Raw genomic sequence first — 15,534 nt, forward strand, 5'->3', positions numbered from 1 at the left:
TAGCACTCTTAATTAACCTATTAAGAGCGCTGAAGTGCAACAACACACCTTATTTTTGGCTTGCTAATGGTAATTTTTTCTCTGCTCCTTTCCCTTCCTCTTGAGCCATAATGGGAACCCCGTCTGTGAGGTTAAGGATGCCGGCAGTAACAATTTTTTCCCCGGCTTTCAAACCTTCGATAACTTGATAATTATTCCCCTCAATGGCTCCCAATTTCACGGCCTTTTGGCGCGCTACTAAAGGTGGCATTCCCGGTTTTGGCTGTTCCGGCTTTTGAGCTGTGAAGACAAAAGTTTGACCACCTAAGCGAGTGACTGCTGTGACTGGAACTAAAATTCCGGGGTTCTGTTTCCAGATGACTTTAGCTTTTACAAACTGGAGATTAAGCAGTTCGCCGCTGGGGTTGGGAAAGGTGGCTTTAGCTAAAATTGTTTGGGAATTGGCGCTGACGTTGGGGGAGATAAAACTGATTTGACCTTGGGCGATCGCCTTACCTTGAGCGTCGAGCATTTGTACTGGCAGCCCTAAGCGTAATTGAGGCATCCGTTCCAAAGGAATTGATAACCGCAAGTCTAGCAATTGGTTCTCTGTCAGGGTGGCAATGGCATCACCTTTTTGCAAGTAATCACCTACTTTCACTGGTATGTCGCCGATAACTCCCGCGAAGGGCGCGATGACCGCAGTTTCTTGTAGTTGTACTTCAAAGCCGCGCACTTGAGCGGCGGCCTCGGCAACTTGCGCTTGGGCTTGATCGAGCTGTTCTTGGCGCGTACCGTTGGCTAACTGCGCTAATCTGCTCTTGGCTTGTGCGACTTCTGCTTCGGCTTTGGCTATTTCCTCTGGGCGCGAACCGTTTTGCAATTGCCGCAAAGCTTGCCGCTGCTGTTGCAAGGCTGCTGTCCGGCGCTCGATCTCGGCTTGTCTGTTTTTTTGCCGCTGCTCGAACCGCCTTTGAGCTTCTCGGAGGTTGGCTTTGGCGGTGCCTTCTTTTTGCGTGTATTGTTCGAGGGTGTTCGCGGATTCTGCGCCTTCTTTTGCCAATGCCTGATATCTGGCAAGCTGCTGGCTGGCTAATTTTGCTTCGGCTGTGCTTGCTTCTATTTGCGCTCTTGCTTGGGCGATGTCTTCTAAAAGGCTACCTGTTTGGGCGTCGGCGAGGTCTGCTTCAGCTTGGGAAACACGGGCTTGGGCTTGACCAATTTCTTCTGGCCGAGAGCCCGATCGCAGTTGGGCGAGGTTGGCTTGGGCTTGGGCGACTTGGGCTTGAGCTTGGGCGATTTCTTCGGGCCTGGCTCCTGCTTGCAATTCGGCTAAATGGGATTGAGCGCGGATCAGGTTGGCTTGGGATTGCCTCAAGTCAGCTTGGGCGCTCTCGCTTTTCATGCGGGCGATGGCTTGCCCTTTGTTTATGAAGTCCCCGGATTTGACAAAAATCTCCGTGACTAGCCCTTCTACTTCGGGTTTGATTTCTACCGAACGCTTGGCTTCTAAGCTGCTGACAAATTCCGAAGAATCTTGGACTGAGCTGGTTTGTACGGCTGCCAGCTTGACTGGTATGCCTGGGGGTTGGGCTGCTGCTGCCGGTTGCTGTGCGCGATTCTGACCCGATTGCCACGAGTACCAGCCGAAACCGGCTGCGCCTGTGGCGATCGCGATCGTGGCAATTAGGGGCCAGCGCGATCGTTGTTTAGCAGGAGGGTGGGGGCGATCGGCAACGGGGGCCAAATCCTGCGGTCGATGTCTGTCTGCATCCGTTGGGTGCTGTTCCGGTTTAGCAACCGGTTCGGGGCGATCGGCAACGGTGGCAGAATCCTGCGGTCGATCGTTGTCTGCATCAGTTGGGTGCAGTTCCGGTGTGGGAGATTTTTGCTTTTCAGCTTCAACGACGGATTCTGGGGATTTAGAATAACTCATTGGCAGCACCACTTAGATTTTTTTTAACTTCTGACTGAGACTTGGGCGAAATCTTTGATTTTCCGGCGTTCCTCTCAAACATGGGGGAATAAGGACAAGCGATTTTAAACAGGATGGAATCGGGAAAGTAACTTTTTAATGGGGTTGGGGTATGTGCAGGGCTTTAGTCCGATCGCAGTTAGCGCTCGCGAGGGAGTGATTATTTTTAGGAAAGCTTCTTGTTATCTCTCAAAAGTTACGATGGCAGGGAAGATTACACATCCTTCTTATGACTCACCTGAGTGGGTGAGTTGGAAGGATTTTCCCTTGGAGTCAGCGGATTCAGCGGAGGTTGGGGAGTCACGAACTCCAGCGATCGCGCTTTTTTCCTTGGCTAGCTGCTCGGTTAACCACTCTATCTCTGACGCCAGCACTGACTTGCAGCGATCGCGAGAGGCGAATTGATAGTCGTCGGTTAGTGGATATTCGCTCTTGAGGCTTTCGATGTAGTCTTGTCGGGTGTAACAGGCTCGCAAGCGGTGTTCCAACAATTTCAGCCGTTCTGAGGGTTCTAAGTCGCCAAAAAAGAAAAACTTGATTTGGAACCGGGAACCACTGTTAACCCAGCTTTCTTGAGGGTGTTCGAGCATTTTTTGCCGCCAGAGTTCGCGCCCTTTGGGGGTAATTCCGTAGATTTTGCGCGGACAGCCCGCATCTCCGGCTTCTTCGGCTATTACCGAAATCTCCCCTCGCTCTTCCAAGCGCTTCAGCAGCGGGTAAATCGCTCCGTAGTTGACGCTGATGCAACTGCTCATAAACAGCTCCAGTTTTTGCTTTAACCGATAGCCGTGCAGGGGTTGCAACTGTAGCAGCCCAAGGGCTGATAATTCAAGCATTTATATCAATTTGATATTATAGTCTGCATTATATCACTATATCGGACTCAAGGGCGATCGGGTCAATAGCTAGTTTTAAAGAAATTTGATTCTTAATACACAGTTAATAAAATTTGTCAATACCCTTAAGATATATTATTTTCGGATCGGGAGAGGGCGATCGCTCGATCGGAAAAATTGGGTCTAAAACCCAAGATTAACGCCCTGTAATTACTTGAAATAGCCATCCAAAAAGCATCACACTCAAGAAAATCACGCCTCCGACAATTAATATCAAACCCAATAACAACGCCGCCACAAATAACCAATCGGCTTTTTTGCCTTGTTCAGGGGAACCTAAATGAGCATCCAGCAATTCTATATTTTTGACATTAGCTTTCCAAGCAACATCCAACAAATCTCCTGCTACCGGTACAGTACCAGCAACTGTATCAAATACGATATTAGTTGCCATTTTTACTAAAGTCTCTTGAGGCACTCCCATCTGAGCGGATTTAAAGACAACATATCCTGCAAAAATTGAACTAATTAAATCGCCGCCGCCCGGTATCAGTCCTAATATTGGATCGAGTCCAATGCGGTATTTTGTGCCGGGAATCGGAATTGCATTGTCTAGTAAATGGCTGATCCGGCGGAGTCGGCGCAAGGATGCAACATGAGATTGGCTGGGAGTATTTGGGGAGGAATTTTGTATAGGAGAACGTGACATTTAATTGCTCTCGATTGCGATATTAATGCTAGTTTATGATATTTATTGAAGCATACTCTAGTTGGGTCTCTATGCCTCAAGCAAGATTTTTAGTAATTTTAGCCGATCGACTTTGGTTGGTTTTGGAATGCACAGAAACCCGGTTTCTGTTCAAAACCGGGTTTCTTGCTTCTAGCTGGGGGCTTTTAGTTTAGCCTTTTATTTGTTGCCTTCTGTGAAGTCGGCGTCAATCACGTCGTCGCCGCCTCCAGTGGGGCCGCCGTCTCCATAGCCACCAGGGCCACCAGGGCCATCAGTGGGGCCGCCTGCTTGCTGGTACAGGTTGCTGCTGACAGCGTAGAATGCTTGCTGCAACTCTGTTGTTAGGGTTTTGATGCGATCGTCATCTTCACTCTCGATCGCGGATCGCAAGTCTTTAAGCAACCCTTCAATCTTAGTTTTGTCATCAGCGGGAACTTTATCGCCCAATTCTGCCAACTGCTTCTCGATTTGATAGGCTTGAGAATCAGCTTGGTTTTTGCGATCGATCCTTTCGCGACGTTCCTTGTCAGCAGAAGCATTCGATTCGGCTTCCCTCACCATGCGCTCAACTTCATTGCTGGGCAAAGTAGAAGCACCAGTAATGCTAATCGATTGCTCCTTACCAGTACCTTTATCCTTAGCAGCTACATTCAAAATACCGTTAGCATCGATATCGAAAGTAACTTCAATTTGAGGTACGCCACGGGGGGCTGGTGGAACTCCATCTAAGCGGAAGGTTCCCAAATCCTTGTTATCATTCGCCATTTCCCGTTCGCCTTGCAAAACGTGAATTTCCACGTTTGTTTGGCCGTCTACAGCAGTCGAGAAAGTTTCCGACTTCTTGGTAGGAATAGTGGTGTTGCGGGGAATGATTTTGGTCATCACGCCGCCCAAGGTTTCGACGCCGAGAGACAGCGGAGTAACGTCGAGCAACAAGATGTCTTTGACTTCGCCGGAGAGTACGCCGGCTTGAATTGCTGCACCGACTGCGACCACTTCGTCCGGGTTTACCGTTTGGTTGGGGTCTTTGCCAAGGAGTTTTTTGACCAGTTCTTGCACCGCTGGAATGCGCGTAGAACCACCAACTAAGACGACTTCATTAATTGCAGATTTGTCTAATTTGGCGTCGCGGATCGCATTTTCTACGGGGATGCGCGAGCGATCGATCAAATCTGAACAGAGTTCTTCAAACTTGCCCCGCGTCAAAGTCGTGTCCAAGTGTTTTGGCCCGTCTTGAGTCGCGGTAATAAACGGCAGGTTGATTTCTGCTTGGGTAACGCTCGAAAGCTCAATCTTGGCTTTTTCTGCGGCTTCCGTCAGGCGTTGCAGTGCTTGTTTGTCTTTGCGAAGGTCAATGCCTTCGGCTCTTTGGAATTCATTAGCGATGAAATCAACAATTTTTTTGTCGAAATCGTCACCGCCGAGGTGAGTGTCTCCAGAAGTTGCTAACACTTCAAACACGCCGTCGCCTACTTCAAGAATAGATACGTCGAAAGTACCGCCACCTAAGTCAAATACGAGGATGGTTTCGTTGCTCTTTTTATCTAATCCGTAAGCTAAAGCTGCTGCTGTAGGTTCGTTAATAATCCGCAGCACTTCAATCCCGGCAATTTTTCCCGCGTCTTTGGTAGCTTGGCGCTGGGAGTCGTTGAAGTAAGCGGGAACAGTAATTACTGCTTGGGTGACAGTTTCGCCGAGGTATTTGCTGGCGTCTTCTACGAGTTTGCGGAGAACTTGTGCAGAAATTTCTTCTGGGGCAAATTGCTTGCCGCGGGCGGGACAGTCTAGTTTGAGGCTGTTGCCGACTTTGAGGACTTTGTAGGAAACTTCAGTGGTTTCGTGGGTTACTTCATCAACCCGACGCCCGATAAACCGTTTTACTGAGTAAAAGGTGTTTTCGGCGTTCATCACGGCTTGACGCTTGGCGATTTGTCCGACAAGTTGATCGCCATTTTTAGCATATGCTACTACGGAAGGTGTGGTGCGACCCCCTTCGGCGTTGGCTATGACGGTGGGTTTGCCGCCTTCCATAACTGCGACGCAGGAGTTTGTCGTACCTAAGTCAATTCCAACTACTTTTCCCATAGGGGTGTTCCGGCTCCAATCTCTACAAAATTTTGGTTTTCTATCTGTGTGATAGTCTGGTTATTCAGGACTGCGATTTTACCTCGCGGTTTACGGGTAGTGAGTCCTGCTTTAATACAGTCTTCGATAGGGTGCTGATCTCTATACTGCGGGCGGTAGACCTTGCGATGAAGGGGTATTTACCGAACCTGTTGGGGGACGGTTGCATCCGTGAGGCTTGCACCGCTACAGTTGTTGACTGCTTTTCTTTACTCTTCCCAATGTACGGTGTGCGATGGATTCGGGTATTGTGGCAAACCGTATACGTTGTGTTGTATTTGCCGTCTTTGTTGTATAAATTTTGTTTGGTTGGTAGGGGCGATCGGTCGATCGGCTTCAAAATATAAACAGAATACCCCGATTCCTGACTTCTTTAAAAAGTCGGGAATCTAATAGCGATCGCATTTTAGGTTTAATTAGAGCGAGCTAGTCATCAAGTGCTTGTTTAAAGGTTTGAAGCCGGAGTAAAAGAGAAAGAGGTATCTCCGGCATTTCTCGAAATCCTGAATTTTCGTAAAACGTCTTGGCTGCTTCATCTATGGCATCAACTTTAACAGCATATACTCCTACTGTTTGAGATACATTTACTGCATTTTCTAATGCGTGAAATAGCAAACGCTTTCCTAGACCTCTTCCTTGCACAGAAAGATCGACGGCTAGCTTCCCAATCAGTATAATTGGAGTCGGATATCTGGGCAGCCTTTCCTGCAACTGGGCAGGTAAATCTTCAAAAGATAGTCCGCCTGTGCAGCAAGAATAATACCCAACTATCCTTTGACTGTCTTCAGATGAAACAGCAACAAAAGTTCTAGAAATCCCGTTTTTATCGTTTTTCAGAGCATACTGTTTCAGATATCGATCTAATTCAGGATTTCCCGATTGAAAAGGGTCTTTTCTGAGACTGCTGAGACTCCGTTCTATGGAATCTATAGGAGAGATAATCCAATTCACAATGATTTACTCTTGAGAACTCCTACATTCTTTGATTAATGCAATTAAACCTTCAGAAGGTTCTGGCGGATCTAACATCATATCTAACAAAAAATCCCAGTCGCGCTCGGACAGCTTCAAAACAGGGTTGCCAAAGGCTGCTGGGCCGTTGATCGTAGCATCTGCTTCGGCAATGAATTCGTCGAGGACAAATAGGTAAGCCCACCAAGAGAGTCTGGTTTCGGTACTGGTTTCGGTTTTGACGAGCGATCGCATTTTGCTATTTCCCCCGCTACTAAGATTGCTTTCCTGCTACTATTTTAACTCAAAAAGCCCAGCACATGGTATGGTGCGTCAGAGCCAAAAAACATTGTGAACTCCCAATAATCAATTCCTGACGCACCCTACAACTTTAATTGCTATTTTTTACCGATCAGCAGAGCTGCCGGAAAGTAACTCAGAGCGTCACCAATTGCCAAAGTACCGTTACTTTCTACCGCCTGATTTGTAATTGCATCTTTCCAAACCGACGGCATTTGTTCGGACAATTTCAAATTAGTATCTTTCCAGACTTGTTTGTCGATAGGCATTTCTTCCGGTTTGACAATCCCCGTCAAAAACCGGGGAGCAATGACAATAACGGTAGTCTCTCCAAAGCTTCTGGCAAAGGCAACAACATTATCTTTAAACGTGCCAACTGCTTCCAGGGGCAGATAATCGCCTGATTGAAAAACTTGCAAGTATTTTTTTCTCGCTTCTAGCGCTCTTGCCGTTAAAAACAACTTAATTCTCGCGTCTTCTCGCGTCGCAATCAAATCTTCAACCAGTTGCAAAATATCCGTCTGAGCTTGCTCTTTAATTTCCCGCAAAACCTCGATTCTGCGCTCAAAATCAACGGGACGGCGGTTATCGGGATCGACGTGGCTTAAATCCCAGAATTCCGTCCCTTGATAAATGTCGGGAACGCCGGGAGCCGTGATTTTCAGCAGCGTTTGAGATAAAGAATTGAAAATTCCGTAATTAGCTACTTTTTTACAGAAAGGTGTAAATTTGTTGAGAAACTGATTTTGTTCCGAAGGTTCGAGAACGGTATCGACAAAGGTCATAAAACCAGCTTCGTAATCGTTATCCGGTCTCAGCCAAGCCGTATAAACTTTGGCTTCACGGACAGCTTTGATCACATAATCTTTCAGGCGCTGGACATAATCAGTGTTTTCAATTCCCTCAAAGGGAAAACTGCCGAGCAGAGTTTGGTACAGGAAGTATTCGTCATTAGTATCTGGAACCATTCGATTCGCAAAGTTGACTTTCTTAGAAGAGTTTACCTCTCTCCAAGACCTGACTTGCTGTTCCCATTCATCGGGAATTTCTGACAAAACGTTAAGTCTGGCTCGCACATCTTCGCCGCGTTTGGTATCGTGGGTAGCTGTCGCATTCATTTTGTGCGGCCAAGCGGCTTGCTGCTGTTGGTTGAACTCGTGAAAATCTCCCAGCGACACGCCGAACTGGCTGGGATTTCCTCCCACTTCGTTGAGAGATAAAAGCCGATAGTAGACGTATAAAAGCGTGTCTTCAACGCCTTTTGCCATTAATGGGCCCGTCAACTGCTGGAGTTTCATTACAAAGTGCCGGCGCTGCTCTTTTTGTTCGGGTGTTAGGGTTTCTTCTTCTTCGAGCAACAGCACCGTTTCGATAAAATTAAGTTCCTTGAGGAGTCGCGGTACTTGTTGTTTGGCATGGGCGATCGCATATTTTACGTAAGTGCGATCGGACTCTCTCAAACCATCTTGATTGATGTAAGTTCGGTACACTGGAAAAATCGTCAAAACAGCCGCCAATGCTTTTTCCAAACCGGGACGAGTAAAGTCGTTTCCCTGTCTCGATTGACCGGAGATATTCTTCAAAAGTTGAGCTAGATTGTCTACATCTCCCGCCAAGTTTTTCTCAACAATCAGCCCTTTTTTATCTAAAAACAACTGTTCATAGGGAACATTCAATCGAGTAAATCTCTGATAGATTTCGGTAAATTGCTGCTCGCGATCGCACCGACAAAAAACGCCGTTTACATAATTCAAAAAGTCGTAGCCACTCGTTCCCTCAATCGGCCAATATGACGGCAAATCTTCTTCGTGTTCCAGAATCTTTTCAACAGTAATGTAAGTGTCTCCGACTTTCTCCCGGAGGCGTTTCAAATATTCTGTGGGGTCGTACAGTCCGTCGATGTGGTCGATTCTCAATCCGGTAAACTTGCCCTCATCAACCATGTCGAATATCAGAGCATGGTTTTTGTGAAAAACTTTAATCTCTTCAACTTTTACCGAAATAAGTTCGTTGACCGTAAAAAACCTTCGGTAGTTAATTTCTTCTGCCCCCACTTTCCAGAAAGACAGACGGTAAAACTGCTCGGAAAGCAATTCGTCTAGCAAATTAAAGCTTTCGGAATTTCCCTTTTCTCCGTTAAAAACTTTGATATTTTCATCAATGAATTCCTGTACAAGGGGATTTTGATTGTAGAGTTCCCACAGCAGTCCTTTGACAAAAGCTATCTGATCGTATCTGGTTTTACCTTTAGTTTCTGAGGGGGTATTTTTAATTAAATAAAGAATTCCTAAAAACTTGATAAAATCTGGATGGCGTCTGCCTAATTCTCTGGCTAAATGTCCCAAATTATGACTGATAAATTTAGCATAAGATTCAATTCTTACTGGCAATTTTAAGCTATAATAATTGATAGTTAGCCCAATTTCGCTGTATTGGAGTTGAATCTCGCCATTTTCCAGACACTCTCCATAAAAATTGCCCAGCAGCGGAGCCAGCACTCGACCCCTGAGATGTTCGTAAGCGTGATTCCATTCAATATCGAAGTAATCGAAATAGTCGGAATCTGGCCCGTGTTCCAACACGTCTAACAGCAGCAAATTTTGAGTATCATAAGCCATGTGGTTCGGGACAATATCTTGCAACCATCCCATGTTCCGTTTCTTGATTTCGTATGTGAGGGCTTCAAAATTTTCTGATGTTCCCAAATCGGGATTGATCTGATTTGAGTCAACGACATCGTATCCGTGAGAGCTGCCTTTTCGGGCTTTAAATATTGGTGAAGCGTAAAGGTCGGTAATTCCTAAATCTTCCAGATAGCTAAGGATTTGTTTGGCGGCTTCAAAGTTAAAACCTCCATGAAATTGAATCCGATAGGTTGTTGTGGGAATTCTCATCATGTTAATTTTACTCCGGGTTTTTTAGGGTTTTCTCTTTTAATATATGAGGCAGAGCCTCCTCTACTGCATTCCCAGGCAGAGCCTGGGAACGAGAGAGGCTCTGCCTCCCGTTTCTTGTTCCTAGGCTCTGCCTAGGAACGGCTGTATTTGAGGCTCTGCCTCGACTTTTAATTATTCTAATTCGTAAAGTGCGAAACTCTGCGGTTTAACGATCAATTTTTGCTCTGCATTTATTTTTTCAGGCAAGCTAGAACCTGAACCCATCCATTTTTCATCAGCAGAGTCTAAAATTTTGTTCCAGGTGCCTTGGGGCAGTGCAGCCGTAAAAGCTACATCTTGCGTGTTGAAGTTTAGAATGCAGAAGAGCTGGCTGTCATCTGTCCAGCGACGTAGAAATAAGATTTTTTCCGCTTCAATGCTGGATACTTCTAGACTGTTTTTGTCGAGTTTTTTAAGGGCTGGTATTGTCCGCCGCAGTTGAATCAGATGTTGATGCCATTCCCAAAGGATTTTGTGTTTGCCTTCGGTTTGTTTTTCCCAGTTTAACTTACACTTATCGAAAGTCTCAGGACTCTGGGGGTCGTGAAACTCGCCTCTGCCTTCAAAGATTTTAAATTCTTGTTGTTTGTCTTTGCGGATAGCTTCAATTAAGTTTTCGTCCGAGTGGGAAACGAAGTAAAAAAACGGTGCTTCTTCTCCGTATTCTTCTCCCATAAAAAAGAAGGGAATGTAGGGAGAAATTAAGACTGTGCCTGCTGCAAGTTTCAAGCCTTCAAAGTTAACTATTTTGGAGAGTCGGTCTCCCAAAATGCGGTTGCCGATTTGGTCGTGGGTTTGGGCAAACACCAGAAATTTATGACCCGGTTCATCCTTAACAGAATTGCCGTGTTTCCGCTTTCTGTGGGGGGCGTACTGGCCGGAGTAAACAAAGCTTTCTTTGAAGGCTTTTTCTAAGTGTTCGCACTTGCCGAAATCTTGGTAGTATCGGTCGTCTTCTCCGGTGAGCAAGGCGTGCAGTGCGTGGTGGAAATCATCACACCATTGGGCGTCTAGTCCGAAGCCACCGAGTTCTTTGGGGCGTACAGTGCGGACATCATTTAAGTCACTTTCGGCTATTAAGTAAAGTTGCCGTCCTAGTTCTTGGGAAATATCTGCTGTGGCATCAGATAGTTCTTGTAAAAAAGGTCTTGCACCTACTTCAAATATTGCTTGAATGGCATCTAATCTCAGGGCATCGATGTGATAGTCTCGAAACCAGTATAGAGCATTTTCAAGAAAGTAGTTACGCACGCCGTCGCTGTAGGCGTCGTCGAAGTTGAGGGGATCTCCCCAAATTGAGCCGTATTTGGATGTAAAGTAGGGGCCGAAGTCCCTGAGATAATTTCCTTCTGGGCCGAGGTGGTTGTAAACTACATCGAGAATTACTGAAATGCCGTGTTCGTGGCAGGCGTTGACGAGTGTTTTGAAGCCTTCGGGGCCGCCGTAGGAGTTTTGAACGGCGTAGGGATATACGCCGTCATATCCCCAGTTTCGCTCGCCTGGGAATTGGGCTACTGGCATTATTTCGATGGCGTTGATTCCCAATTCTTTAAGTTGTTTTAGCTGGGGAATTATTGCTTCAAATGTTCCGGCTTGGGTGAATGTGCCGACGTGCAGTTCGTAAATAATCATTTCGGCTAGCGGCACGCCTTGCCAATTTGTGTCTGTCCAAGTAAAAATATTTTCATCTATTACTTGCGACGGAGCGTGTACGCCTTGGGGTTGATATTTTGAGGCTGGGTCTGGTCGCTCAGTTTTTCCTTCGATTTGGTAGGTGTAAAGGGTTCCTGGTTCGATGTCTGTAGCTGTGGTTTGCCAATAACCTTCTGCCGATTGTTGCAGGGGTATCAGGCGTTTTTTTGGGGAAACAATTTGGACTGCGATTTGTTTGACGGTGGGCGCCCAAACGATGAATTCACATTGGTTATTGCCGAGGTAATTTGCTCCTATCTTCACTTTGAGCTGTTCTCCTTATAAAATAGGTTGGTAGTTCGATCGCCCGACGCGCTATCAAATGCTTGCCCTTAACGTTCAGCGCCTGTTTAGACGGTAATATTACTTAATATAACAAACAACTAACTTTAGACAGAGGCATCAAAGGGGAAAATTGGGTAAGGGGCAAAAGTAGCGGTTGGTGAGACCGAAATTAGAGCAGGAATCGGCGCGGGGGCGATCGCCAAATTAACGGCCTGGAATCGTTAATATTTCTGGTTGATATCATGTCGAAAATCTACCTAAAGGTAGGTAAAAAATCAGCGCGAGTGTGTGTTTTATGGTTATGGCTTTTGGACGGGAAATCTGCTGCAATCTCGACTCGGCGGAGTCTCGCGAGTGGTTGGTCACCAACGGGATCGGCGGTTACGCTAGCGGGACGATCGCAAATCTCCTCACCCGCCGCTATCACGGCTTGCTGGTAGCCGCCCTCAAACCCCCGCTGGGACGCACTTTGATGCTCGCCAAGCTGGACGAGACGGCTGTGTATCACGATCGCGCCTATCCGCTTTATACAAACCGCTGGGTCGACGCGACGATGGAACCCCACGGCTACAACTACATCGAAAGCTTTCACCTCGAAGGCACGACGCCTGTTTGGAGGTTTGCTCTCGCCGACGCTATCCTGGAAAAGCGGATTTGGATGCAGCAAGGTGCTAACACAACATATATTCAATACCGCCTGCACCGCGCCTCACAACCGATCGCCCTCGCTGTCAAAGCCCTAGTCAACTACCGCGACTACCACCACACCACGAGCGTCGGCGACTGGCAGATGAGCCTACAAACCTTGGAACGCGGGGTTTGCGTGACTGCATTTCCCAAGTCTGTACCCCTGTACCTGCTGACGGATGCCGAACCCGAGGCGAAATTTCGAGTTTCTACGCCTTTATACAATTGGCATTACGGATTTGACCTAGCAGCCGAAAAGCGCCGGGGATTGGACTACTGCGAGGATCACTTGCACGCGGCGACTTTTCACATGACGATCGCACCGGGAAGTTCTCTGACATTGATAGCGAGCACGGAGAAAAATACCGAACTCAACGGCGGTACAGCTTTAGAAGTTCGTCGCACTTATGACCAACAACTGCTGCAAAACTGGTCAAAAGTGAGCGAATCTCCCGACTGGATCAATCAGTTAGTGCTCGCCGCCGACCAATTTATCGTCAGCCGCCCACTAGCGGAGGAACCCGAAGGCAAAACGATTATCGCCGGATATCCCTGGTTCAGCGACTGGGGGCGCGACACGACGATCGCCCTACCCGGTCTCACAATCTGTACCGGGCGATGGGAAATTGCGCGATCGATTTTGCGGACATTTGCGCGGTATGTCGATCGGGGAATGCTGCCGAACCGCTTCCCGGATGCGGGCGGCGCACCGGAATACAACACCGCAGATGCCACTCTGTGGTACTTTGAGGCAATTCGCGCTTATATTGATGCCACGGGGGACGACGAACTTTTGAGCGAACTCTGGCCTACTTTATGTGAGATAGTTGATTGGCACATACAGGGAACTCGGTATAAAATTCGCCTCGATCCCGATGACGGTTTAATCTACGCCGGCGAAAAGGGTGTGCAACTGACTTGGATGGACGCGAAAATCGGCGATTGGGTGGTGACGCCTCGGATTGGTAAGCCGATCGAACTCAGCGCCCTTTGGTACAATGCTATACAAGCTATGGCAAGTTTTGCTCGAAAATTGGGCAAGCCTCACAATGAATACCAGCAATTGGGCGATCGAACAGCCGCCGGATTTTCTCGCTTCTGGAACGCCTCAACCGGTTACTGTTACGACGTTCTGGACGGCCCAGACGGACACGATAGCTCGCTGCGGCCCAACCAGATATTCGCCATATCCCTGCCCCTAGACTCGATTCCTCCTCACTCCGCCAACTCCTTGTCAGCGGGGATGCGCCAGGAAACCCGCTATACACCGTTACTGACGCCCATCCAGCAGCGTGGCGTGGTGGACGCCTGCGCTCAACAGTTGCTCACTTCTGTCGGCCTCCGCAGCCTCTCGCCGCAGCACCCGCAGTATCGCGGCGCATACGGAGGCGACCAATTGCAGCGCGACAGCGCCTACCACCAGGGCACAGTTTGGGGCTGGCTGATTGGCCCGTTTGTCTTGGCGCACTTACACGTATACAAAAACCCAGCACAAGCTCGCGAATTCCTAGAACCGATGGCACATCATATAATGGCCGGCGGAGTTGGCAGTATGAGCGAAATTTTTGAGGGCGACGCCCCCCACTCGCCGCGGGGCTGCACGGCTCAAGCTTGGACTGTGGCTGAGGTGCTGCGGGCTTGGTTGGCAATTAATACTGTGGGTGTTTAAATGGGGAATGTTATCTTTGGTGGAAAAAGAGATTTATGGCATTATTATTAGCGGGCGATATTGGCGGAACTAAGACAATTTTGCGCTTAGTGGAAAGGACTGTTAACGGTGAAATGAACGCTCTTTACGAGTTTCGCTATCCGAGCGGGGAGTTTCCCGATTTAGTGCCGATGGTGCAGCAGTTTTTGACGGAAGCTGCTATGAAATTGGATTTTGCGCCATTGCCTGAAAAAGCTTGTTTTGCGATCGCAGGCCCGGTGGTTAACAACACTGCAAAACTGACTAATTTGCCTTGGAGGCTGGATGCGAAGCGTCTGGAACAAGAATTAGGAATATCCCGCGTCAGTTTAATTAATGATTTTGTCGCGGTTGGCTACGGCGTGTGGGCTTTGGACGATCGAGATTTGCACATTTTGCAAGTCGGAAAACCCCGCCAACACGATCCAATTGCTGTTATTGGTGCGGGGACTGGTTTGGGAAATTGTTTTGCAGTTCCCGAGGCAAATGGCATCAAGGTTTTTTCTTCGGAAGGGGGACACGGTGACTTTGCTCCTCGTTCGGAGTTGGAGTTTGAATTGCTGAAATATTTGTTAGCAAAACACGACATTCAAAGAATATCGATCGAGCGTGTGGTTTCGGGACTAGGGATTGTTTCAATTTACCAGTTTTTGCGGGACAGAAAGTTTGCTCCTGAATCGCCGGAGATAGGGGAAGTTATCAAAAAATGGGAGTCAGAAATCGGGAAAAGCGAGAAGACTGTCGATCCGGGGGCGACAATTGCACAGGCGGCACTCAAAAAGTGCGATCGGCTTTCCGAACAAACAATGCAAATGTTCGTAGAAGCCTACGGTGCAGTGGCGGGAAATCTGGCTGTGACACTGTTACCTTACGGCGGTTTGTACGTAGCCGGCGGCATCGCTGCTAAGATTTTGCCACTGATTCTAGAAGGCGGTTTTATGCGGGCTTTTACCCACAAAGGCCGGATGGATTCGCTGTTAGAAATGATGCCTGTTCGTCTTGTTTTGAATCCCAATGTAGGGTTAATTGGTGCGGCTGTTTGTGCGGCCGGTCTTTAGGAGAATTTTAAATAGTTTGGGGCGGGCAAGATGCCCACCCCACAAGATTTTTTGTGGCACAGGCATCTTGCCTGTGCAAATAGTTTGGGGCGGGCAAGATGCCCACCCCACAAGATTTTTTGTGGCACAGGCATCTTGCCTGTGAAATCCTTGTGGCACAGGCATCTTGCCTGTGCAAATATTTGGGGCGGGCAAGATGCCCACCCCACAAGAATTTTTGTGGCACAGGCATCTTGCCTGTGCAAATATTTGGGGCGGGCAAGATGCCCACCCCACAAGAATTTTTGTGGCACA

General features: G+C 47.8%; 10 protein-coding genes. 2 read left to right on the forward strand and 8 right to left on the reverse strand.

Translation table 11 applies throughout. The annotated features are described in order from the left end of the window. Positions 1-49: 49 nt before the first annotated feature. The 8 genes from QUB11_RS18090 to treZ form a co-directional block, all read right to left on the reverse strand. On the reverse strand, positions 50-1,915 hold the full coding sequence (locus QUB11_RS18090; RefSeq protein WP_333204098.1) for an efflux RND transporter periplasmic adaptor subunit: 1,866 nt from the start codon (positions 1,913-1,915) through the stop codon (positions 50-52). Positions 1,916-2,181: 266 nt separating this feature from the next. Beyond that, positions 2,182-2,790 (reverse strand): PadR family transcriptional regulator, encoded by a 609-nt coding sequence (locus QUB11_RS18095; RefSeq protein ID WP_333204101.1) that lies wholly within the window; start codon positions 2,788-2,790, stop codon positions 2,182-2,184. A 196-nt stretch (positions 2,791-2,986) separates the two neighbouring features. Continuing rightward, positions 2,987-3,499, reverse strand: coding sequence for a DUF4112 domain-containing protein (locus QUB11_RS18100; protein ID WP_333204108.1), 513 nt, complete (start codon positions 3,497-3,499; stop codon positions 2,987-2,989). 198 nt (positions 3,500-3,697) lie between these two features. Further along, a complete protein-coding gene (gene dnaK / locus QUB11_RS18105) occupies positions 3,698-5,605 on the reverse strand; it encodes a molecular chaperone DnaK (RefSeq protein WP_333204111.1) in 1,908 nt (635 codons plus the stop codon). Positions 5,606-6,070: 465 nt separating this feature from the next. Continuing rightward, the gene (locus QUB11_RS18110; RefSeq protein WP_333204113.1) at positions 6,071-6,595 is read right to left on the reverse strand and encodes a GNAT family N-acetyltransferase; all 525 of its coding nucleotides are present in this window, start codon (positions 6,593-6,595) and stop codon (positions 6,071-6,073) included. 6 nt (positions 6,596-6,601) lie between these two features. Continuing rightward, on the reverse strand, positions 6,602-6,850 hold the full coding sequence (locus QUB11_RS18115; protein WP_333204115.1) for a type II toxin -antitoxin system TacA 1-like antitoxin: 249 nt from the start codon (positions 6,848-6,850) through the stop codon (positions 6,602-6,604). A gap of 143 nt (positions 6,851-6,993) precedes the next feature. Continuing rightward, positions 6,994-9,789, reverse strand: coding sequence for a malto-oligosyltrehalose synthase (treY, locus tag QUB11_RS18120; RefSeq protein ID WP_333391314.1), 2,796 nt, complete (start codon positions 9,787-9,789; stop codon positions 6,994-6,996). A gap of 174 nt (positions 9,790-9,963) precedes the next feature. After that, entirely contained in the window at positions 9,964-11,787 is a 1,824-nt protein-coding gene (gene treZ / locus QUB11_RS18125) for a malto-oligosyltrehalose trehalohydrolase (RefSeq protein ID WP_333391312.1), read from the reverse strand. Positions 11,788-12,103: 316 nt separating this feature from the next. On the opposite strand from treZ, the gene QUB11_RS18130 reads away from it, so the two are divergent. After that, on the forward strand, positions 12,104-14,164 hold the full coding sequence (locus tag QUB11_RS18130; protein WP_333391313.1) for an amylo-alpha-1,6-glucosidase: 2,061 nt from the start codon (positions 12,104-12,106) through the stop codon (positions 14,162-14,164). A gap of 35 nt (positions 14,165-14,199) precedes the next feature. Then, complete coding sequence (locus QUB11_RS18135) at positions 14,200-15,240, forward strand: glucokinase (RefSeq protein ID WP_333204122.1); 1,041 nt, start codon at positions 14,200-14,202, stop codon at positions 15,238-15,240. Positions 15,241-15,534 lie beyond the last annotated feature (294 nt).

The sequence above is a fragment of the Microcoleus sp. B6-A1 genome, assembly GCF_036705085.1.
GTDB lineage: Bacteria > Cyanobacteriota > Cyanobacteriia > Cyanobacteriales > Microcoleaceae > Microcoleus.

Excerpts from the sequence above, each read along its gene's own strand:
- QUB11_RS18130 (WP_333391313.1), top strand. The coding sequence starts at position 12,104 with ATGGTTATGGCTTTTGGACGGGAAATCTGCTGCAATCTCGACTCGGCG.
- treY (WP_333391314.1), bottom strand. The coding sequence starts at position 9,789 with ATGAGAATTCCCACAACAACCTATCGGATTCAATTTCATGGAGGTTTT.
- QUB11_RS18115 (WP_333204115.1), bottom strand. The coding sequence starts at position 6,850 with ATGCGATCGCTCGTCAAAACCGAAACCAGTACCGAAACCAGACTCTCT.
- dnaK (WP_333204111.1), bottom strand. The coding sequence starts at position 5,605 with ATGGGAAAAGTAGTTGGAATTGACTTAGGTACGACAAACTCCTGCGTC.
- QUB11_RS18090 (WP_333204098.1), bottom strand. The coding sequence starts at position 1,915 with ATGAGTTATTCTAAATCCCCAGAATCCGTCGTTGAAGCTGAAAAGCAA.
- QUB11_RS18095 (WP_333204101.1), bottom strand. The coding sequence starts at position 2,790 with ATGCTTGAATTATCAGCCCTTGGGCTGCTACAGTTGCAACCCCTGCAC.
- QUB11_RS18135 (WP_333204122.1), top strand. The coding sequence starts at position 14,200 with ATGGCATTATTATTAGCGGGCGATATTGGCGGAACTAAGACAATTTTG.
- QUB11_RS18100 (WP_333204108.1), bottom strand. The coding sequence starts at position 3,499 with ATGTCACGTTCTCCTATACAAAATTCCTCCCCAAATACTCCCAGCCAA.